General features: G+C 63.0%; 20 protein-coding genes. 12 read left to right on the forward strand and 8 right to left on the reverse strand.

All coding sequences use genetic code 11. The features are described 5' to 3' along the window. Positions 1 to 12 precede the first annotated feature (12 nt). The 3 genes from znuB to zur are packed head-to-tail and all read right to left on the reverse strand — an operon-like array spanning position 13 to position 2,049. Entirely contained in the window at positions 13 to 795 is a 783-nt protein-coding gene (gene znuB, locus LOY54_RS00340) for a zinc ABC transporter permease subunit ZnuB (RefSeq protein ID WP_038997827.1), read from the reverse strand. Further along, positions 788 to 1,567, reverse strand: coding sequence for a zinc ABC transporter ATP-binding protein ZnuC (znuC, locus tag LOY54_RS00345; RefSeq protein ID WP_045200677.1), 780 nt, complete (start codon positions 1,565 to 1,567; stop codon positions 788 to 790). Before znuC ends, znuB begins: the two co-directional genes overlap by 8 nt. Continuing rightward, on the reverse strand, positions 1,567 to 2,049 hold the full coding sequence (gene zur / locus LOY54_RS00350) for a zinc uptake transcriptional repressor Zur (protein WP_045200675.1): 483 nt from the start codon (positions 2,047 to 2,049) through the stop codon (positions 1,567 to 1,569). The genes znuC and zur overlap by 1 nt, the downstream gene beginning before the upstream one ends. 66 nt (positions 2,050 to 2,115) lie before the next feature. Between zur and LOY54_RS00355 the strand changes: the two genes are divergently transcribed. After that, positions 2,116 to 3,033 (forward strand): zinc ABC transporter substrate-binding protein, encoded by a 918-nt coding sequence (locus LOY54_RS00355; protein WP_045200771.1) that lies wholly within the window; start codon positions 2,116 to 2,118, stop codon positions 3,031 to 3,033. Between the two features lie 64 nt (positions 3,034 to 3,097). Here LOY54_RS00355 and LOY54_RS00360 read toward each other — a convergent pair whose 3' ends face one another. Further along, complete coding sequence (locus tag LOY54_RS00360; protein WP_045200673.1) at positions 3,098 to 4,048, reverse strand: homoserine kinase; 951 nt, start codon at positions 4,046 to 4,048, stop codon at positions 3,098 to 3,100. A gap of 64 nt (positions 4,049 to 4,112) precedes the next feature. Next, positions 4,113 to 4,403 carry a DUF2782 domain-containing protein gene (locus LOY54_RS00365; protein ID WP_045200671.1) on the reverse strand — a complete coding sequence of 97 codons (291 nt, stop codon included), beginning with the start codon at positions 4,401 to 4,403 and terminating at the stop codon, positions 4,113 to 4,115. 74 nt (positions 4,404 to 4,477) lie between these two features. On the opposite strand from LOY54_RS00365, the gene polA reads away from it, so the two are divergent. Next, positions 4,478 to 7,240 carry a DNA polymerase I gene (gene polA, locus LOY54_RS00370; RefSeq protein WP_258608745.1) on the forward strand — a complete coding sequence of 921 codons (2,763 nt, stop codon included), beginning with the start codon at positions 4,478 to 4,480 and terminating at the stop codon, positions 7,238 to 7,240. Between the two features lie 302 nt (positions 7,241 to 7,542). Here the strand turns inward: polA and yihA are convergent, their stop codons facing one another. Beyond that, a complete protein-coding gene (gene yihA, locus LOY54_RS00375) occupies positions 7,543 to 8,175 on the reverse strand; it encodes a ribosome biogenesis GTP-binding protein YihA/YsxC (protein ID WP_045200667.1) in 633 nt (210 codons plus the stop codon). A 193-nt stretch (positions 8,176 to 8,368) separates the two neighbouring features. Here yihA and LOY54_RS00380 point away from each other — a divergent pair, with 193 nt between their 5' ends. The 7 genes from LOY54_RS00380 (at position 8,369) to LOY54_RS00410 (ending at position 15,546) form a co-directional block, all read left to right on the forward strand. Next, positions 8,369 to 8,671, forward strand: a complete 303-nt coding sequence (locus LOY54_RS00380; RefSeq protein ID WP_045200664.1) for a cytochrome c5 family protein — start codon at positions 8,369 to 8,371, stop codon at positions 8,669 to 8,671. Positions 8,672 to 8,704: 33 nt separating this feature from the next. Next, complete coding sequence (locus tag LOY54_RS00385; protein ID WP_045200661.1) at positions 8,705 to 9,322, forward strand: cytochrome c; 618 nt, start codon at positions 8,705 to 8,707, stop codon at positions 9,320 to 9,322. Positions 9,323 to 9,489: 167 nt separating this feature from the next. Further along, positions 9,490 to 10,119, forward strand: a complete 630-nt coding sequence (dsbA, locus tag LOY54_RS00390; protein ID WP_258608747.1) for a thiol:disulfide interchange protein DsbA — start codon at positions 9,490 to 9,492, stop codon at positions 10,117 to 10,119. 12 nt (positions 10,120 to 10,131) lie between these two features. Then, complete coding sequence (locus tag LOY54_RS00395; protein ID WP_045200657.1) at positions 10,132 to 10,986, forward strand: endonuclease/exonuclease/phosphatase family protein; 855 nt, start codon at positions 10,132 to 10,134, stop codon at positions 10,984 to 10,986. Between the two features lie 27 nt (positions 10,987 to 11,013). Further along, on the forward strand, positions 11,014 to 13,011 hold the full coding sequence (locus LOY54_RS00400) for a diguanylate cyclase (protein WP_258608749.1): 1,998 nt from the start codon (positions 11,014 to 11,016) through the stop codon (positions 13,009 to 13,011). A gap of 62 nt (positions 13,012 to 13,073) precedes the next feature. Further along, positions 13,074 to 13,850, forward strand: a complete 777-nt coding sequence (locus LOY54_RS00405) for an N-acetylmuramoyl-L-alanine amidase (RefSeq protein WP_045200653.1) — start codon at positions 13,074 to 13,076, stop codon at positions 13,848 to 13,850. A gap of 76 nt (positions 13,851 to 13,926) precedes the next feature. Then, positions 13,927 to 15,546, forward strand: coding sequence for an EAL domain-containing protein (locus LOY54_RS00410; protein WP_045200651.1), 1,620 nt, complete (start codon positions 13,927 to 13,929; stop codon positions 15,544 to 15,546). Between the two features lie 12 nt (positions 15,547 to 15,558). Here the strand turns inward: LOY54_RS00410 and LOY54_RS00415 are convergent, their stop codons facing one another. Next, a complete protein-coding gene (locus LOY54_RS00415; RefSeq protein WP_230090913.1) occupies positions 15,559 to 17,346 on the reverse strand; it encodes a KinB sensor domain-containing domain in 1,788 nt (595 codons plus the stop codon). Beyond that, positions 17,343 to 18,689 carry a sigma-54-dependent response regulator transcription factor AlgB gene (gene algB / locus LOY54_RS00420; protein ID WP_038997810.1) on the reverse strand — a complete coding sequence of 449 codons (1,347 nt, stop codon included), beginning with the start codon at positions 18,687 to 18,689 and terminating at the stop codon, positions 17,343 to 17,345. The genes LOY54_RS00415 and algB overlap by 4 nt, the downstream gene beginning before the upstream one ends. 207 nt (positions 18,690 to 18,896) lie before the next feature. On the opposite strand from algB, the gene LOY54_RS00425 reads away from it, so the two are divergent. The 3 genes from LOY54_RS00425 (at position 18,897) to LOY54_RS00435 (ending at position 20,401) form a co-directional block, all read left to right on the forward strand. Beyond that, positions 18,897 to 19,733, forward strand: coding sequence for a BON domain-containing protein (locus tag LOY54_RS00425; protein WP_045200645.1), 837 nt, complete (start codon positions 18,897 to 18,899; stop codon positions 19,731 to 19,733). 173 nt (positions 19,734 to 19,906) lie between these two features. Continuing rightward, positions 19,907 to 20,191, forward strand: a complete 285-nt coding sequence (locus LOY54_RS00430; RefSeq protein ID WP_258608752.1) for a hypothetical protein — start codon at positions 19,907 to 19,909, stop codon at positions 20,189 to 20,191. 45 nt (positions 20,192 to 20,236) lie between these two features. Further along, on the forward strand, positions 20,237 to 20,401 hold the full coding sequence (locus tag LOY54_RS00435; RefSeq protein ID WP_010222609.1) for a DUF1328 domain-containing protein: 165 nt from the start codon (positions 20,237 to 20,239) through the stop codon (positions 20,399 to 20,401).

A 20,401-nucleotide genomic window follows, 5' to 3' on the forward strand; every position in this document is an offset into this window, starting at 1 on the left:
CACCCCACGTCTTCAGCGCCGGGGCAGTGCCAGGCTCAGCAAGAATAGCACTGCGGCGCAGACCACGATGGACGGCCCGGCCGGCGTGTCCTTGAACCACGACAACGCCAGGCCGCCGCACACCGCGGTAACCCCCAGCAGGCTGGCGCCCAGGGCCATTTGTTCCGGCGAGCGGGCGTGACGTTGCGCCGCAGCGGCGGGAATAATCAATAGCGAGGTAATCAGCAGGACGCCGACGATCTTCATCGCCACGGCAATCACCACCGCGATCAGCAGCATCAGCGCCAGGCGCAGCGCGGCAACCGGCAAGCCTTCGACCATGGCCAGCTCTTCGTGCACGGTGACTGCCAATAGCGGGCGCCACAGCACCACCAGCAACAGCAGCACCGCAGCGCTGCCGCCGAGAATCCAGGCCAGATCCCCCGGGCTGATCGCCAGCAGGTCGCCGAACAGGTAGGCCATCAGGTCGATGCGCACATCGTGCATGAAGCTCAGCACCACCAGGCCAAGGGAAAGCGTGCTCGGTGCCAGAATCCCCAGCAGAGTGTCGGAGGCCAGCGGCTGGCGTTGTTGCAAGGTCACCAGCAAGATCGCCAGCAACAGGCAGCCGACAGTCACCGCCAGCGCCGGGCTGACATCCAGCACGAAACCCAGGGCGACGCCGAGCAACGCAGCGTGGGACAGGGTGTCGCCAAAATAGGCCATGCGCCGCCAGACCACAAAGGATCCCAGAGGGCCGGCGACCAGTGCCAGGGCCAAACCTGCGAGCAGGGCGTAAAGCAGAAAATCAGCCATGCTTGCAGTGATCTCCATGAACGTGGCCGCCTTTGGCCGGGGCAACCACCGAGCCGTGCAGGTCGTGGGCGTGGTCGTGATGGTGGTGATAGATCGCCAGGCTCGGCGCGTTGCTGCCGAACAGCTCGACGAACGCCGGGTCGCCGCTGACCTGCTCGGGGTGGCCGGAGCAGCAGACATGGCGGTTGAGGCAGACCACCTGGTCGGTAGTGCTCATGACCAGATGCAGGTCATGGGAAACCATCAGTACGCCGCAGCCATGGCGGTCGCGCAGACGGGTGATCAGGCTGTACAGCTCGGACTGGCCGGCGACGTCGACGCCCTGCACCGGCTCATCGAGCACCAGCAGCTCGGGCTCGCGCAGCAGTGCACGGGCCAGCAGCACGCGCTGCATCTCGCCGCCGGAAATCCCCTGGATCGGGCTGTCGATGACCTTTTCGGCGCCGACTTCCATGAGTGCCGACAACGCTGCGGCGCGATCAACGCCGGGCACCAGGCGCAAGAAGCGCAGTACCGAAAGCGGCAAGGTGGCATCGACCTGAAGCTTTTGCGGCATGTAGCCGATGCGCAGCCGCGGCTTGCGCCAGACCGTACCGGTATGCGGCTTGAGCAGGCCGAGCACGGCGCGTACCAAGGTGGTCTTGCCGGCGCCGTTGGGGCCGATCAGGGTGACGATCTGCCCCGGTTCCACGGCCAGGTCGATGCTGTCGAGCACCGCTTGGCCGGCGAAGCTCACGCCCACCTGCTCGAGGCGAATCAGCGCATTGCTCATCAGGCGCTCCGGCAGTTGCTGCACAGGCCGACCACTTCGACCGTTTGTGCTTCGACGCTGAAGCCGACGTCTTTGGCGCTGGCGACGATGGCGTCGCTGATGCTGCGCTGCTCAAGCTCGATGGCCACGTGGCATTCGCGGCAAATCAGGAACTGGCCCTGGTGCGCGTGCTCGGGGTGGCTGCAGCCGATAAAGGCGTTGAGCGAGGCAATGCGGTGCACCAGGCTGTTTTCCAGGAGGAAATCCAGCGCCCGGTACACGGTCGGCGGCGCGGCCCGGCGACCGTCCTGCTCGCTCAGCACGGCGAGGATGTCGTAGGCGCCCAGCGGCTTGTGGCTCTGCCACACCAGCTCCAGCACGCGGCGGCGCAAAGCGGTCAGGCGCACACCCTGGCGTGCGCACAGCGCATCGGCCTCGGCCAGGGCGCTGTGTACGCAATGGGAGTGGTCGTGGGGGCGGTTGGCCAGCGGGGTTTTAGGCATGAGCGGCGACGGTTCTGATTGGAGACGTTATTATGTTACCTGTTTCAGCCCCTGTGAGTGGTCATCGTGTCCCGAATTTTTGCCCTTTTTGTCGCTTTTATCGCCACTCTGGTGATGGCCCAGGCACAGGCCGAAGTGCGTGTGCTGACCAGCATCAAGCCCCTGCAACAGATCGCTGCGGCGGTTCAGGACGGCGTCGGTACGCCTGAAGTGCTGCTGCCGCCAGGCGCCTCGCCGCACCATTACGCCCTGCGTCCTTCCGACGTACGGCGGGTGGCCGACGTCGACCTGCTGTACTGGATCGGCCCGGACATGGAGGGCTTTCTGCCGCGTGTGCTCAAAGGCCGCAGCAAGCCAAGCGTTGCCGTGCAGGAACTGCCCGGCCTGCACCTGCGCCATTTTGGCGAAGATAGCCACTCCCATGACGAAGATGGCGACGATCATGACCATGATCACCGCCCCGGCAGTCTCGATGCCCACCTCTGGCTGTCATCGGTCAACGCCCGGGTGATCGCCGCCAGGATCGCCGCAGACCTCAGCACTGCCGATCCGGCCAATGCCGCGCGCTACCAGAGCAACCTCAAGGCCTTCGGCGAGCGTCTGGATGCGCTGGACGGGCGCCTGAAAAAGCGCTTGAGCGGTGTCAGCGGCAAACCGTTCTTCGTTTTTCACGAGGCATTTGACTACTTCGAGTCGGCCTATGGTCTGAAACACACCGGGGTGTTCAGCGTGGCCGCCGAAGTGCAGCCGGGTGCCCAACACGTGGCGGCGATGCGCAAGCGCCTGCAGGAAGTGGGCAAGACCTGTGTGTTCAGCGAGCCGCCACTGCGCCCACGTTTGGCTGAGACGCTGACGGCGGGGCTGCCGGTGACCCTGGCGGAGCTGGACGCGCTGGGTGGTACGGCGCCGGCCAGCGCCCAGGGCTACGAGCAGTTGCTGGAGACGCTGGGGAATGATCTGGCGGGGTGCCTGGAGAAGTTGTGACGCCCCGATCGCAGGGGCAAGCCCGCTCCAACCTATTGTAGGAGCGGGCTTGCCCCGCGATGTTTCACAGCGCGAACGGCAACGCTATCTCTACCTGCTGGCGCGCCGCCAGGCGTACTTCGAAGTCGGCCGGGTCGTGAATCAGCACGTCCATCCCGGCAAACGATTCGGCGGCAATCAGGCGCGACAGCCAGAAGCGCACGCAGGCAATGCGCAGCATCACCGGCCACAGGTTGGCCTCGGCCGAGGTGAACGGTCGCAGCGCTGCATAAGCGCCGAGCAACGCCCGCGCCCGTGGGCCGTCGATGATGCCGGCGTCGTCGCAGCACCAGTCGTTCAGGGTAATCGCCAGGTCGTAGAGCATCGGCCCCGAGCAGGCGTTGTAGAAGTCGATCAGGCCGGTCAGGTGGGTGCCTTCGAACAGCACGTTGTCGCGGAACAGGTCGGCATGCAGGTTGGCCCGCGGCAGGGCCATGATCTGCGCCTTGTGCTCGACAACTTCGTCCAGGCACGCCTGCAGCAACTGGCGTTGTTCGGCGTTCAGGCGCGGCATCAGTTCGGCGCCGGTTTCCAGCATCCAGTCCAGGCCGCGGTCGGTCTTGCGTTCCAGGACCTTGTCGCGGGTGGCCAGGTGCAGGTGCCCGAGCAGTTCGCCAACCTGTACGCAGTGCTGATTATTGGCGCTTTTGATGTGCTTGCCCGGCAGCCGTGGTTGCAGCAGCGCAGGTTTGCCGGCCAGTTCGCGCAGGGCTACGCCGTCGTTGCCACGCAAGGCGTAGGGCACCGGCAGGTCGGCCTCATGCAGTACGTCGAGCAGTTCGATGAAGAACGGCAGGTCCTGGATCGGCCCGCGTTCGACCAGCGTCAGCACGTACTCGCCCTGTTCCAGACTGACAAAGAAGTTGCTGTTCTCGGTACCGGCGGCAATGCCCTGGAAGTCCCGCAGGCGGCCCAGGCCGTATGGCGCCAGAAAGGTTTCCAGCTCAGGCCGGGTCAGGGGGGTGAAGACTGACATGATCAAAAATTGCCCATACGGGCACTTCAGCAGGGAAGTGCCAGGTTGATGTAAAGGGTACGGCCTACTTCCACTCGAAGATTTTCCACGACGGGATCAGCATGTCCGGCTGGTCGGAGCGGACGAAATTGCCGTCCGAGCCATCGGCACGTACCAGGAAATAAGGTTTGCCGCCTTTGGGCGTCACCTTGATTGCATACAGGAAGCCATTTTGCCGGTATTCCTGGATGGTTTTGTCGCCTTCCGTGCGAATGGTTACCTCTGGATCAGCCGATGGCGCGTCATCCGCTGCCACGGCGACGACCGGAGTGACTGCCAACAGGCTGAGCAGCAACAGGCGATTTAGTGTACGCATGATAACCTTGTCCCTTTGTCGTCAATGTTCCGGACATTCTAGCGCCGGGCCCGTCGAAAAGGTTGATTCTGCACATGAGCCAAGCTCCCCTCGTCCTGGTGGACGGTTCCTCGTACCTGTACCGCGCCTTTCACGCGCTGCCACCACTGACTACCTCCAAGGGCCTGCCGACCGGCGCGGTCAAGGGCGTGCTGAACATGCTCAAGAGCCTGCGCAAGCAGTATCCGGACAGCCTGTTCGCGGTGGTCTTCGACGCCAAGGGCGGCACTTTCCGCGACGAAATGTTCGCCGAATACAAAGCCAACCGGCCGAGCATGCCCGACGACCTGCGCGTGCAGATCGAGCCGCTGCACGCCAGCGTACGTGCCCTGGGCTATCCGCTGCTGTGCGTCGAAGGCGTAGAAGCCGACGACGTGATCGGCACCCTGGCGCGCAGCAGCGCCGCGGCCGGGCGCCCGGTGATCATCTCCACCGGCGACAAGGACATGGCCCAGCTGGTCGACGGCCACATTACGCTGGTCAACACCATGACCGGTACCGTGCTCGACGTCGCTGGCGTGCACGAGAAATTCGGCGTCGGTCCTGAACACATCATCGACTTCCTCGCCCTGATGGGCGACAAGGTCGACAACATCCCAGGCGTGCCGGGCGTGGGTGAAAAGACCGCGGTGGGCCTGCTGACCGGTATCGGTGGCGGCCTGAGCGACCTGTACCAGAACCTCGACAAGGTGCCGACCCTGGCCATTCGCGGCGCCAAGACCCTGCCGGCCAAGCTGGAAGAACACCGCGACGCGGCGTTCCTGTCCTACGAGCTGGCCACCATCAAGATCGACGTGCCACTGGACGTCGAAGTCGATGCGCTGGTGTGCGGCGAGCCTGATCGTGACGCGCTGCTGGCGCTGTACACCGAGATGGAGTTCAAGAGCTGGGTCGACGAAGTTCAGCGCGACGCCAAGCGCGCCGGCCAGGAAGTGGTGGTCGAAGCGCCGCAGGAAGTGGTCGAGGCCCAGTACGAAACCATCCTCGACCAGGCCCGTTTCGATGCCTGGCTGGAGAAGCTGCGCCAGGCGCCGCTGTTTGCCTTCGACACCGAAACTACCGGCCTCGATGCCCAGCAGGCGCAACTGGTCGGTGTGTCGTTCGCGGTCCAGGCCCATGAAGGCGCTTATGTGCCGCTGACCCACTCCTACATGGGCGTGCCCGAGCAGCTTGACCGCGACAGCGTGCTGCTGGCGCTCAAGCCGCTGCTGGAAGACCCGGCCAAGGTCAAGGTAGCGCAGAACGCCAAGTACGACATGAACATCCTGGCCAACTGCGCCATTGGTGGCGACATTGCCAATGGCATCCAGATGCAGGGCGTGGCCTACGACACCATGCTCGAGTCCTACGTGCTTGACTCCACCGCCACCCGTCACGACATGGACAGCCTGGCGCTCAAGTACCTGAACCACACCACCATCGGCTTTACCGACATCGCCGGCAAAGGTGCCAAACAACTGACCTTCGATCAGATCAGCCTGGAACAGGCCGGCCCCTATGCCGCCGAAGACGCTGATGTCACCCTGCGCCTGCACCAGACCCTGCAGCAGAAGCTGGCGAGCATTCCAAGCCTGCAGTCGGTACTGACCGACATCGAAATGCCGCTGGTGCCGGTGCTGGCCAAGATCGAGCGCCAGGGTGCGCTGGTCGATGCCAAGCTGCTGGGCGTGCAGAGCATCGAGCTGGGCGAGAAAATGGCCGAGCTGGAGCGCCAGGCCTTCGAAATCGCTGGCGAAGAATTCAACCTCGGTTCGCCCAAGCAGCTTGGTGTGATCCTCTACGACAAGCTCGGCATGCCGGTGCTCAACAAGACCGCCAAGGGCCAGGCTTCCACTGCCGAAGCGGTGCTGGCGGAACTGGCCGACATGGACTTCCCGCTGCCCAAGGTGCTGATGCAGTACCGCTCCCTGAGCAAGCTCAAGAGCACCTACACCGACCGCCTGCCGGAGCAGATCAACCCGCGCACCGGGCGTATCCACACCTCCTACCACCAGGCGGTGGCGGCCACCGGGCGCCTGTCGTCCAGCGACCCGAACCTGCAGAACATCCCGATCCGTACCGCTGAAGGCCGGCGTATTCGCCAGGCCTTCGTCGCTGCGCCGGGCTACAAACTGCTGGCGGCGGACTATTCGCAGATCGAACTGCGGATCATGGCCCACCTGGCCCAGGACGAAGGCCTGCTGCACGCGTTTCGCAACGACCTGGACGTGCACCGCGCCACCGCTGCCGAGGTTTTCGGCGTCGAGCTGGAGCAGGTCACTACTGATCAGCGCCGCAGTGCCAAGGCCATCAACTTTGGCCTGATCTACGGCATGAGCGCCTTTGGCCTGGCCAAGCAGATCGGCGTCGACCGCAAACAGTCCCAAGCCTACATCGATCGTTACTTCGCCCGTTACCCGGGCGTGCTGGCCTACATGGAACGCACCCGCGCCCAGGCTGCCGAGCAAGGCTATGTCGAAACCCTGTTTGGCCGGCGTCTGTACCTGCCGGAGATCAACGCCAAGAACCCGGCCCTGCGCAAAGGTGCCGAGCGCACGGCGATCAACGCGCCGATGCAGGGCACGGCAGCCGACATCATCAAGCGCGCGATGGTCGCTGTGGATAACTGGCTGAGCGATTCGGGGCTGGATGCCCGGGTGATCCTCCAGGTGCACGACGAGCTGGTGCTGGAGGTGCGCGAAGACCTGATCGAGCAAGTGCGCGAGCAAATTCGTCCACACATGAGCGGTGCCGCGCAGTTGGACGTTCCGCTGCTGGTTGAGGTCGGTGTGGGGTCAAATTGGGACGAAGCGCACTAAAAATGCGCTGAAATTCGGGGAAAAGCTGCGGCATATCGTCGCGGCTTTTTAGCTGGCCTGATGCCATTAGCGCCGGAAATTTCCCATCTATCGCAAATAGTTTTTAAACGTCAGGAACTAAACCGGTGAACCGCGACTCAGAGTAACTGAATGGCTGGTGAAGCCCTTCGATGCTCCTATGTTGTGTTAAGTGTTGGCAGATATCTGGACCCCGCCCTAGCGGTCCGGAACTTGGACCCCGAACTTCCCCCTCCCCATACGAAGTCCGGGGTTTTTTTTGCCCGGCGTTTGCCGGGCGGCCCTTATTCTGCGGGCTTGTCCGCCAGTTCCATCCAGCGTGCCAAAACGCCGTAAGCCTCTTCCAGGCCTTGGCGCTTGGGCGCCGAGAACAGCTGGATCGAGACGCTGTCGCCCCAGCCTTTGCGAATTTCCGCCTGCACCTTGAGCAGGGTGTTCTTGGCCGCGCCGAAGGTCAGTTTGTCGGCCTTGGTCAGCAGGATGTGCATCGGCATGCCCGAAGCGCGCGACCAGTCGAGCATCATCATGTCGAAGTCGGTCATCGGATGGCGCACGTCCATCATCAAGATCAAGCCCTTCAAGGCCTCGCGGCTGCCCAGGTAGGCCTCCAGGTGGCGCTGCCAGTGCTGCTTGAGCGGGATCGGCACCTTGGCATAACCGTAGCCCGGCAAGTCGACCAAACGCCGTTCATCGTCCAGACTGAAGAAGTTCAACAGCTGGGTGCGCCCCGGGGTTTTCGAGGTGCGCGCCAGGCTGGCGTGGGTCAGGGTGTTCAGGGCACTGGACTTGCCAGCGTTGGAGCGGCCGGCAAAGGCCACTTCATAGCCCTGGTCGGGCGGACACTGGTCGACCTTGGCAGCACTGATGGCGAATTTGGCCTGTTGGCAGAGGCCGAGGATGGGGTTTTTGACTTGCATGGGATATCCGGTGTGGGCGTTGCCAGAGGCGGGCTCGGCAAGCGGTGTCGTTTCCGTTTCAGTAACGGGAGTATATAATGCCCCAGATTTTGTGTGCGCATTATCCCAGCGTAGGAGGATGTGCACGGGGGCATCGGATTCAAGCTTGCGCATTAGAACGCAGTGCAGCCCCCAACCCTGAAAGGTCGTTCGCATGACGAAATGGCTGCTTGTTGTCGGTGTCTTGATACCGTTATTCAGCGCTCAGGCTACACAGGATCCCGAGGCGTTGTACAACCGCACGTGTGCGGCTTGTCACGCCGGGCAGCTGCCACAGGCACCGAAAGCGGGTGATCGTGCGGCTTGGGAGCCAAGACTGGCGAAGGGTATGGAGATACTGGTGGTGCATGTCACCCAGGGTTTCAAGGCTATGCCAATGCGTGGATTGTGCATGGACTGCAGTGCCGAGGACTACCAGGCGATCATCCAGTGGATGAGCCGGAGTCCCGATACATAACTCTTTCACCCTTAGCCGTAGTTGGATTAGCTGATGAACAAACTACTCGTGAGTCTGCTGTTGACCTTGGGCATCACCGGTGCAGCCAATGCCGCAGAGCCTATCAAAGGGGATGCCGCTGCTGGTCAGGCCAAAACTGCTGTATGTGGCGCTTGTCACAATCCGGACGGCAATAGCCTGGCGCCGAACTTCCCGAAACTTGCAGGCCAGGGTGAGAAGTACCTGGAAAAACAATTGCACGACATCAAGTCGGGCAAGCGCACCGTGCTGGAAATGACCGGCATGCTGGCCGCCTTCAGCGACCAGGACCTGGCCGACATCGCCGCCTACTTCTCCAGCCAGAAAGGCAGCGTTGGCGCGGCTGATCCGAAGCTGGTCGAGCGCGGTCGCGCGCTGTTCAATGGCGGCGACGTCGAAAAAGGCCTGCCGGCCTGCACCGGCTGCCATTCGCCTAATGGCGCAGGCATCGCCCTGGCCGGTTTCCCGCACCTGGGTGGCCAGCACTCCAGCTACGTAGCCAAGCAGCTGACCGACTTCCGCGAAGGCAACCGCACCAACGATGGCGACGCCACGACCATGCGCACCATCGCCGCCAAGCTGAGCAACAAGGACATCGAAGCACTGTCCAGCTACATCCAGGGTCTGCATTGATCCGTGCTTTAACGCTGGGTTAATACTGCGGCGCAAAGATGAAAAGGGTGGCTTCGGCCGCCCTTTTTTGTGCCCGCTGCCGTTACACTAACGAACTCGGGCCAGCCTCGGCCTGTCCTACGACCGGTCGCGCCAAGGCGACTCAATAGACTGCTCAGGAGTAAAGCATGCGTAATCTGATTCTCGGCGCCGCGCTGGTCACCGCCAGCCTCTTCGGCATGACTGCCCAGGCCGCCGAACCGGTAGCCTTCGACCAGTATACCGAGCTGAGCAACCCGGTTCCGGTGTCGGTCCCTGGCAAAATCGAGGTGGTCGAGCTGTTCTGGTATGGCTGCCCGCACTGCTACAGCTTCGAGCCAGTGGTCAACCCGTGGGTCGAGAAACTGCCGAAAGACGTCAACTTCAAGCGCATTCCGGCCATGTTCGGCGGCCCTTGGGATGCTCACGGGCAGATGTTCCTGACTCTCGAAGCCATGGGTGTCGAACACAAGGTTCATGCTGCCGTGTTCGAGGCGATCCAGGTTCAACGCAAGCGCCTGACCAAGCCGGAAGAGATGGCTGACTTCCTCGAAACCCAAGGCGTTGATCGCGCCAAGTTCCTCGCCACCTTCAACTCTTTTGCCATCAAGGGCCAGGTGAAGCAGGCCAAAGAGCTGGCGAAGAAGTACGGCATCACCGGCGTACCGAGCATGGTCGTCAACGGCAAGTACCGCTTTGATCTGGGCACCGCCAAAGGTCCGCAGGGCGTGCTGAACGTTGCTGACTACCTGATCGCCAAGGAGCGCGCCGCTAAGTAAGCGGCGCCAGCCATGCGCCGCTGGAGAACCGAGCGAGGCGTTGGCCTGTGTGATCCGCAGGTCAATGAACATCACCTGCAGGCTAACGGCCTGCCAGAGGACGGCCGGCTGCGGCTGCTCAGTTTCAACATCCAGGTCGGCATCAGCACCGAGCGTTACCGCCATTACCTGACCCGTGGCTGGCAGCATCTGCTGCCGCACACCGGGCGGGCCGGCAACCTGCAGAAAATCGGCGACCTGCTCGCCGACTTCGACCTGGTTGCCCTGCAAGAGGCCGATGGCGGCAGCCTGCGCTCAGGCTACGTCAACCAGGTTGAGCACCTGGCCCAGCTCGGCGCCTTCCCTTACTGGTACCAGCAGCTCAACCGCAACCTCGGACGCCTGGCCCAGCACAGCAACGGTGTGCTCAGCCGCCTGAAGCCGCAACTGCTTGAAGACCACCCGCTACCCGGCCCGGCTGGCCGCGGGGCGATCCTGGTGCGTTTCGGCGAGGGTGAAGACGCCCTGGTGGTGGTAATGATGCACCTGGCCCTGGGGTCCAAGACCCGCGCCCGGCAGCTTGCCTACATTCGCGAACTGATCGGCGGCTACCGCCATCAGGTTTTGATGGGCGACATGAACACCCATGCCACCGACCTGCTAGAGCACTCGCCGCTGCGCGACCTGGGCCTGATCGCGCCCCAGGTTCAAGCCACCTTCCCCAGTTGGCGGCCGCAACGCTGCCTTGATCATATTCTGCTCAGCCCGAGCCTGACCCTGGAGCGGGTCGAGGTTCTGGCCCAGCCTATTTCCGATCATCTACCGGTCGCGGTTGAGATTCGTTTGCCTGATGCCCTTGCTGTGGATACGCTGCCCGCTTTGAGCTAATTGCCATTACCCTCTGCGGACCCAGGCATGACCGACGAAGCCCAGCGCTGGAAAGAAAAATACCTCAAGAGTATCGAACAGCAAGAGAAGCTGGAGCGCCGTTGGGAGGCTCGTCTCGACCTGTTGCGCCGTGGTCTGGTGCGCAGCACGCTGGCCGCCGAAGGCAGCGACCGCGCGGTGGACCAGTGCATGAAGGAAATGCGCGAGGTGATCCGCACCGACAACATGGACGCCGCCCTCGCAGGCTTGATCCCGCGCCTGGAAAAGGCCGTGCTCGATTCCGAGCAGCGCCGGGAAACCCGAATCGCCCAGGTCACCACCGCCCTCACCTCACTGGTCAGCCAACTGCAAACCCTGCCCTTGCCCAGCGACGTCAGCCGGCCGCTGAAAAAGTTCGCCAAGCAGGTCGAGGCCCGCGCCAGCCAGTCGCGCGAGATGCCCCTGCTGCTGGGAGAGTTGAGCGGCTTGCAGGGCCAGGCGCTGTCGGCGCTGGAGCGGCCTGAAGAAGCGCAACGCCCGGGTTTGTTGCAGCGCCTGTTCGGTAATCGCGACGGCGAGCCGGAAGAAGCCCTGCAACCGGCTCTCGCCGTTGCGGTACCGGCGGCAACTGAGGTCAGAGAACAGCCCGTGGCCGTGGCGCCCGAACCCGCCGCTGTCGATGTTGATGAGCTGCAGCCCTTGCCGGTTGCTGCAGAGGTCGTTGCCGAGGCGTATGCGTCTGCAGCCGTGGAGCCTCAAGCCAGCGCGCAGCCGCAGTTTGAAGGTACATCCGAGCCTGAGCCGGTTGCCGAGCTGCCAATCGAGCCAGCAGCTGAAGTTGAACTGCCAGCGCTAGCCGAGCCGGTCACACTGGACTCCGAGCAGGATGTACTGGCCTTGCTCGAGCACAGCCCGGACGAGCCGCAGGCTGACCTGGCAGAAGCAGAGCCGGTAGATGACGAAGAGGCCCAGTACGCCCTGCCCGACGGCACCGAGCCCACCTATAGCTCGGTCGCGGCGCATATTGAAGACACCCTGCTCGGCCTGCTCGACGACCTGACCCTGCCCGAACGCCACAAGGCCCAGGCGCAGTCGATGCGCGAGCGCCTGGAGCACGGCCTGAACTGGTACGAGCTGCTGCCGGTGCTGGATGACCTGGCGGTGCTGATGCTGGCAATCAACGACAGCGGCCAGCACGAGTTCGAAGCCTACCTGCAGCAACTCAACGAGCGCCTGGAGTCGTTCCAGAGCCACCTGCACGAAGCCAGCGCAGGCCACGCCGACAACACCTCGGCAGCCCGCGACCTCGACAGCCAGCTGCGCGAGCAGGTCGATGGCCTGCAAAGCAGTGTGCAGGGCGCGGCCGACCTGGGCAGCCTCAAGCACATCCTGGAAAACCGCCTCGAAGGTTTGCTCGGCACCATGGACGAGCACCAGCAGCAGCGTGACCAGCGCGAGCAGGACATGGCCAGCCGTCTGCAAGGCCTGGCCGAGCGGGTGGCGAGCATGGAGCAGGAAGCCCTGGGCTACCGCGAGCACCTTGAAGAGCAGCGCCAGAAAGCCCTGATCGATCCGCTCACCGGGCTGCCCAACCGCGCCGCCTGGTCGGAGCGGGTTGATCAGGAAGTACTGCAATGGCAGGAAAGCGGCGGCCATCTGTTGATGGCGATCCTCGACCTCGACCATTTCAAGCGTATCAACGACAGCTATGGCCACCTGGCCGGTGACAAGGTTTTGAAAATAGTCGCCAGCGTGCTGCGCAAGCGCCTGCGCAGCCAGGATTTCATCGCCCGCTTTGGTGGTGAGGAGTTTGTTTTGCTGATCCCGCAAACCTCGCTGCCAGCTGGCTGTCAGTTGGCGCAAGCTCTGCGGGCAGCCATCGAAGCCTGCCCGTTCCACTTCAAGGGCGAGCGGGTGACCATTACCCTGTCCATAGGCATCAGCGCGTTTCGCAGCGGTGAGCGCAGCGAGGTGGTGCTCAAGCGGGCAGACGAAGCGCTGTACCGGGCGAAACATCTTGGTCGAAATCGCGTCGAACAGGGCTGAGTGGCAAGGGCGAGGATAAGTTAAGCTTATGCTTTGCAGACTCTCATCACAGTGCCCTCTTCATGAAAGCGTTTTTCACCGCCCTCCTGCTGCTGACGCTGGCAGGTTGCACCAGCGGTTTGCGGATCGACCGCAGCCATACTTCGGTCAACCAGGACGAACGTATCCAGTTCGTCGTCCTGCATTACACCAATGCTTCGCTGGAGCGTTCGCTGAACTTGCTCACCCACGGCGAAGTCAGCAGCCATTACCTGATCGGCGACTCGCCGGCGACCGTCTACCAGCTGGTGGACGAGAGCCGCCGTGCCTGGCACGCCGGTGACAGCCAGTGGGATGGCCGTACCTGGCTCAACTCCACCTCTATCGGCATCGAGATCGTCAACCCCGGCTATACCGACACACCGACCGGGCGGGTATGGCACCCCTACACCGAGGCGCAGGTCCAGGCGCTGATCGTCCTGCTCAAGGACATCGTCAAGCGCAACAACATCAAGCCGCGCTACATCATCGGCCACAGCGACATCGCCCCGCTGCGCAAGCTCGACCCGGGCCCGATGTTCCCCTGGAAGCGCCTGGCGGACGCAGGCCTTGGGGTCTGGCCGAATGCCCAGGCCGTGGCCCAGCAGCAGGCGTACTTCAGCGTCAATCCACCGAGCATCAGCTGGTATCAGCAGCAGTTGAAGCGCTTCGGCTACGCCATTGAGCAAACCGGCGAGAATGATGTCAGCACCAAGCACGTGCTGGCAGCCTTCCAGATGCGCTTTCGCCCGCAGCGTTTCGATGGCGTGCCGGATGCCCAGACGGCGGCCATGTTGCAGGTGCTCAACAGCCGTCGTTGAGCCCCCACCGCCCAACGGGCAGGCTGACTTGACTGGCAGTTGCTATACCTCTTGGTATTCAACTGGATAATTATTGATGTCAGCTGCCCTCTCGGTGTTGCGCCATTTGCTCTATCGTCCCTGGTTACTGGCCACACTCGCGGCTACGGCCAGCGCGATCCTGCTGCTCATGGCCAGCGTCGGCGTGGCCATGCACCAGATGCAGCAAAGCGAAATCGAGCAGATGAACGCCAAGGGCGAGCGCTTTCTGGTGCGCCTGGAGCAGATCTTCGGTCAGCTGCGCGAAGGCGTCGATCAACTGCAGTCGCAACCCGTGCGCGGGTGCGATGCCAGCATGCTGACGGCTTTGCAGCAGGTCGCCTTCAATTATCGCTTCGTTTACGAAGCCGCTTACGTCGATGGTAATGTTGCCTGTTCCAACCGGGTTGGCGAGCGCACCATCAACCCGCTGCGGCCCGCGGATATCCAGGGCCCCACATATAGCTACTGGCTTAACACTACCACCGAGCCGGATGACAACCTGGCGGCGCTGATGCTGGGCCGGGGCAAGTTCCTGGTCGCCACCTCACGCGGGCACATCACCGACGTGGTTGACCTGCCGCCCGAAGGCAGCCTGCTGGTGGTGCTCGACAACGGCACACGGGCGGTACCGGTGCTGGGCCCGCCGCAGGTCTGGCCGCCGTCCGCCGATTGGCCGCCGGCCTCAAGTGGTTCGCTGCTGGAGCTCCCGGATCGGCTGATCTACCGCATGCCGACCAAGTCACCGGACTATCAACTGGTGCTGATCGCGCCCAGGGCCAGCATGCCGCTGAAGATGAACGGCATTCTCTGGCTGCTGTTCCCCGGTAGCCTGGTACTGGCCTGGTGCATTGGCTGGCTGGTGTTACAGCTGATTCGCCAACGTCGCTCGATGAGTTCGGAGCTGCAGGGCGCGCTGCGCCGGGGCGAATTGCAGGTGCTTTACCAGCCTATTTTCGAGCTCAACAGCCGCCGCTGTGTCGGAGCCGAAGCACTGGTGCGCTGGCGTCGCTCGGATGGCACGCTAACCAGCCCGGACCTGTTCATCCCGTTGGCGGAGAACACCGGGCAGATCCGCCAGATCACCGATTTCGTCCTGCAGCGGGTGCTCGAGCAACTCGGCCAGTTGCTGCGCGCCAACCGCCAGCTGTACATCTCGGTCAACCTTGCCGCTTGCGATGTGATGGTGCCGAGAATCGGCCGGGTGGCGGCACGCCTGCTGGCCATGCACCACGTGGCGGCCAGCCAGATTGCCTTCGAAGTTACCGAGCGTGGGTTGATCGATGTGGTGGTGGCCCGGGACAACCTGCAAGCCTTGCGCGCGGTCGGGCACCAGGTGTTGATCGATGACTTTGGTACTGGCTACTGCAGCCTGGCCTACCTGCAAACCTTGCCGGTCGACTGCCTGAAGATCGACAAGGCCTTTATCGATGCTCTGGGCCATGACGCAGCCAGCAGCGGCGTGGCCCCGCACATCATCCGCATGGCCCATGCCCTGCAGCTACGGGTGATTGCCGAAGGCATCGAGTACGAAGACCAGGCCCTGCTGCTCAATAGCGAAGGGGTCAATTATGGCCAGGGCTGGTTGTTCGCCCATCCGCTCAATGCACGCCAGTTCATCGAGCTGATCACCCGCGGCCGGCGGCTCGGGCCCCGGCGCATCGACGACGAAGCCTGAGCCGCAGGCGATTCAGACTGGCAAGGCCATATAGAACTGAGTGCCTTGCCCGGGCCGCGAGTACACACCCATGCGCCCGCCGTGCAACTGGACAATCTCCTTGCACAGCGCCAGGCCCAGGCCGGCACCGCCCTTTTTGCGTCCGACCTGGACGAAAGGTTCGAAGATTCTGCCCTGCTGGCCGTAGGCAATGCCCTCGCCGTTGTCTTCGATGCTGATAATCACCCGCTCGGCGTGGCGGCGTGCATGCAAGCGGATGCGCCCGGCGGTTGGCGTATGGCGCACGGCGTTGTCGAGCAGGTTGTCCATGACCCGGTCCAATTGCGCCGGATCGGCCTGGATACGCGGTAGCGGCGCAGTCAGCTCGACCTGCAGCTCGATCTGTTTGTCGTTGGCCGCGGCGGCAAAGCGTTCGCAGGCCCGGCCGAGCAGTTCGTCGATGGCGCAGGGGGTCAGGTCGAGTTTTTGCAGGCCGCTCTGGTAACGAGAGAAGTTCAGCAGGTCGTTGATCAGCTGGTTCAGGCGCTGCATCTCTTCGCCGATGGTGTCGGACAGGTCGGCTTCCCGCGAGCCGGGGGCAAACTTCAGACGTTCGCGCAGCAGGCCGAAGGCCATGTGCATGCCGGTCACTGGCGTGCGCAGTTCATGAGACGCGCGCAGGACGAACTCGCTGCGTACCCGTTCGAAGGCACGTTGCTCGGTGACATCGTGCAGCACCATCACCGCGCCGAGGATTTGCCCTTGTGGGTGGCATACCGGCGTCAGGCTGTAGGAAAGCAGCCGGGTTTCTTCATCTATTTCCAGGCTGAGGTCGTCAGGCACGCGGTCGAGGGTGCCGCCGCGCAGTACCAGGCGCAGTTGCTCGTCCAGCTCCGGGCGTTGCAGGGCATCGCCAAGGCCTGTGCCCAGACGCGCATCTTCCCAGCCCAGTTGGCGCTGGGCGACCGGGTTGAGATGCTCCAGATGACCCTGGCGATCGATGATCAGCAGGCCGTCGTCGATACTGTCGAGCACCGCCTGCAAGCGCTGCTGGCCGGCCAGCACTTCGTCGATGTTGGTTGCCTGATGCTTGCGCAAAGCCTCGGCCATCAGGCCAAAGCGGCGGGTCAGCTGGTTCAGCTCCAGGGCGTGGGACACCGGCAGGGTGACCTCGAAGTTACCTTGGCCGATCTGGTCGGCCGCCTTGGCCAATGCTTCGATCGGCTGGCCGACCCGGCGGGCGATACCATGGGCGGTGACAAAACCGAGAATCAATACTGTCAGGCCCACCAGGCCGAGCAAACCGCCAATCAGCAGGGCGCGGTCATGGGCTTTCTGCTCGCTTTCATTAATGTGCTGCAAAGCGCGCTTGTGCGATTCGACCAGGTCGCTGCGCAACAGGTTGAAGGCATGGCCCAGGGGCTGGTCGGCGCCCAGGCTTTTCGAGGTGGCAGCGCTGTTGCGGTAAGCCTGCAAAAAGGCCTGGTAGTCGAGGTTGGCCTTGGCAAAACCCTGGTCGCCCGGGCTTTCGTCGTCATGGTTGATGCCTTCGTCCAGTAGTTGCTGGAACTGGCGTTGCAAGGTTTCGAGGGCCGGCTTGTCTGGGGCGTCATCCAGCAGCAGGGTCAACTGCTCGCCCAGGTTCTGCCGCAGCTTCAGGCCCAGGTCGAGGGTTACCGAGTTTTCCCGCACCAGCGCCTGTTGCGCGCTGGCCATCTGCAGCACGCTGACCAGGCCCAGCAGCAAGCCGAACAGGGCGACGGTGATCAGTGCCGAAATGCTGAGGAAAAGCCGCGTGCGCAGCTTCATCGCCAGTTTCATAAGTTGTACTGCTTGCGCTTGCGGTACAGGGTCGAGGCGTCGATACCGAGAGTCTTGGCGGCCTGGTCGAGGGTTTCGCTGGTGGCCAGTACCGCACCGATATGGGCGCGTTCCAGTTCATCCAGGCTCAGTGCCGCGCCAATGCGCGGGGCATTGCTGGCCGGTTGTTCGGCCATGCCCAGGTGGCTGATTTCGACGCGCTCCTGGGCACAGATGATGCTCGCCCGCTCGACCACGTTGCGCAGTTCGCGGATGTTGCCCGGCCAGCGGTAGTTGAGCAGCGCGGCGCGGGCCTCGTCGCTGAAGGCGCGGGCCGGGCGCGAGTATTCCTTGACGAAGCGGGCAAGGAAGCGATCGGCCAGGGTGAGGATATCTTCACTGCGCTCGCGCAGGGGCGGCAGGTGCAGGGTGATGACGTTCAGGCGGTACAGCAGGTCTTCGCGAAAGCGCCCTTCGCGGACCATGTCCTCGAGGTTGAGGTTGGTCGCGGCCAGAATCCGCACATCGGCGCGGCGGGTCACCGGGTCGCCGACGCGCTCGTATTCTTTGTCCTGGATAAAACGCAGCAGCTTGGGCTGCAGGGTCAGCGGGAAATCGCCGATTTCATCGAGGAACAAGGTCCCGCCGTCAGCCTGGTTGACCCGCCCCAGGGTGCTTTCGCTGGCACCGGTAAAGGCCCCGCGGCTGTGGCCGAACAGCTCGCTTTCCATCAGCTCGGCAGTCAGCGACGGGCAGTTGATGGTCACGCAGGCTTTGCGCGCGCGTTTGCTCCAGCCGTGAATGGCGCGGGCCAGTTCGCCCTTACCGGTACCGGACTCCCCAAGAATGAGGATGTTGGCGTCGGTGGTGGCAACCTGGCGAGCGGTTTCCAGCACCACCATCATGGCCGGGCTGTGTGAGTCGAGGCCGTCCTTGGGCTTACGCACTTCGCCTTCCAGCGCTTCGAGGCGCGCCGACAGCTGACGGACTTCCAGTTGCTTGGCCGTGGCCAGGCGCAACTGGTCCGGGCTGCAGGGCTTGACCAGGTAATCGGCGGCGCCGGCCTGGATCGCATCCACCGCCGTGTCGACCGCCGAATGCGCGGTGACGATCACCACGCGCATCCATGGCGCCTGGATACGCATCTGCGCCAGAACATCCAGGCCGTTGTCTTCGCCCAGGCGCAGGTCGAGGAAACACAAGTCGAAGACTTGCCGTTGCAGCAGGGTTTCGGCCTGCGCCGCGCTGTTGGCGGTGGCAACGCTGTAGCCTTCATCTTCAAGACAGTAACGAAAGGTTCGCAGGATGGCGGACTCATCGTCGACCAGCAGAATACGGCCTTGATGTTCCTGGGCTGACTCCATTTCCTACGCTCCTTTGAGAATGATCTAGGTTAGTGTCGGAAAAATCGGGCAAGTTGCATGGTTCATTCTGATTCATTCCGTTGCCTGCATGGTAGCCGTTCGCCCAACACTTATCTAACTCACTGAAAAATCAGCGGTTGTTTATCCGCAAGGAACTGGCACGAGTACTGCGAAGACAAAAGACTCTGAGCCCTCGGAGGTTTTCTCATGTTCGCGCCCTATCCGTTGGCAGTCGCCACTGCCCTGTTCCTGCTGCTGCCGATGGCCAGCAGCGCCGCCGAATCACCGGCTTCCAGCGTGCAGCAGGCGCGCCAGGAAGGCGCCTTGCAAACCGCCCTGGCGCTCAACCGCTTGCTCAACCCATACAAGATCGAGGTCAGGGTCGAGGGCAGTACGGCGCATTTGCGCGGCGAGGTCGAAAACCAGGTCGAGCGCCAGCTGGCCGAAGCCGTTGCTCTGGCCACCCGCGGCATCGAAGCGGTGCAGAACGACCTCAAGGTCAATGCCGAACTGGTCGAGCAACCTTTGGAGCGGCGCGCCTATGCCCAGCGCCTGGAAGACGCGACCCTCGCCTCGATCATTCGCGCGCGTCTGCTGTGGAGCACCCACACCCAGGCAGCACCTATAGAAGTCGACAGCCGTGAGGGCGTGGTGACCCTGCGCGGCCAGGTCAGTAGCGCCGAAGCCAAAGAGCTGGCGGGGGTACTGGCCAGCTCCACCGAGGGCGTTTACCTGGTCAACAACCTCATCAGCCTGAGTGCGGCCGATCTGGCCAGGCAGCGTGAAGAGCGCCAGCAACAGGTGACCGAGCCGCAGCTCAGCGACGCCTGGATCAATGCCAAGGTGCAGACCAGCTTCATGTACAGCCGCAACCTCGATGGCCCGAACATCAAAGTGGCGACCCAGGATGGCGTGGTGCGGTTGTCCGGCGAGGTGGTCAGCAGCGAACAGAAGACCATCGCCATCGAGGTCGCCCGGCAGATTCGCGGCGTGCGCGGGGTGGATGCCGACATGCTCAAGGTAGCAACCAAGGTGCAGGGCTGATCATGCAAAACGCACGAACGCTTGAGCCCGATCGTGCAGGATACGTTTTAGGCTGAACCGATGTATGTGCATAAGCTATTGATTTATAAGGATAAAAAATAGTTTCAAAGGCTGGCATGCAGGCTGCAATGACTACATCAAGTCAACAATAAAAGCAGCAGGAGGAGCACGGCATGAACCGCCAAACCGCCACCCTAGTGCAGGTTTCTTCGCTTCAGCTGCGCCAGGGTCTGTTTTTCAGCCTGGCGCTGCTGCTGACCCTGATTGCCGGCCAGCTCTACAACAGCTGGGAAACCGCGCGCAGTGCCGAGCAGCTGGCTGCCCAGGCCGCGCTGGTGGCGCAGATTCAGGCACAACGCCCGGTAGCTGCGCTGCAGGCCAGGGTCGCCCTGTCTACGCCGGTGACCACTCCTGCCGTTGTAGACACTGCTGCACCACGTGATCGCTGGGTGTTTTAACCGAGCACCCAAGGACCTCTTCCAAAAACGGTAAGGAGAATCACCATGTTGAGTTGGGCCATCACCTTCCTGATTATCGCCATTGTCGCTGCCGTGCTGGGCTTCGGTGGTATCGCCGGCGCCGCTACCGGTATCGCGAAGATTCTGTTCATTATCTTCCTGGTGCTGTTCGTGGTGTCCTTCTTCTTTGGTCGCCGCGGTAGGGGCTGA

The sequence above is a fragment of the Pseudomonas sp. B21-032 genome (assembly GCF_024748965.1).
Classification (GTDB): Bacteria; Pseudomonadota; Gammaproteobacteria; order Pseudomonadales; family Pseudomonadaceae; genus Aquipseudomonas.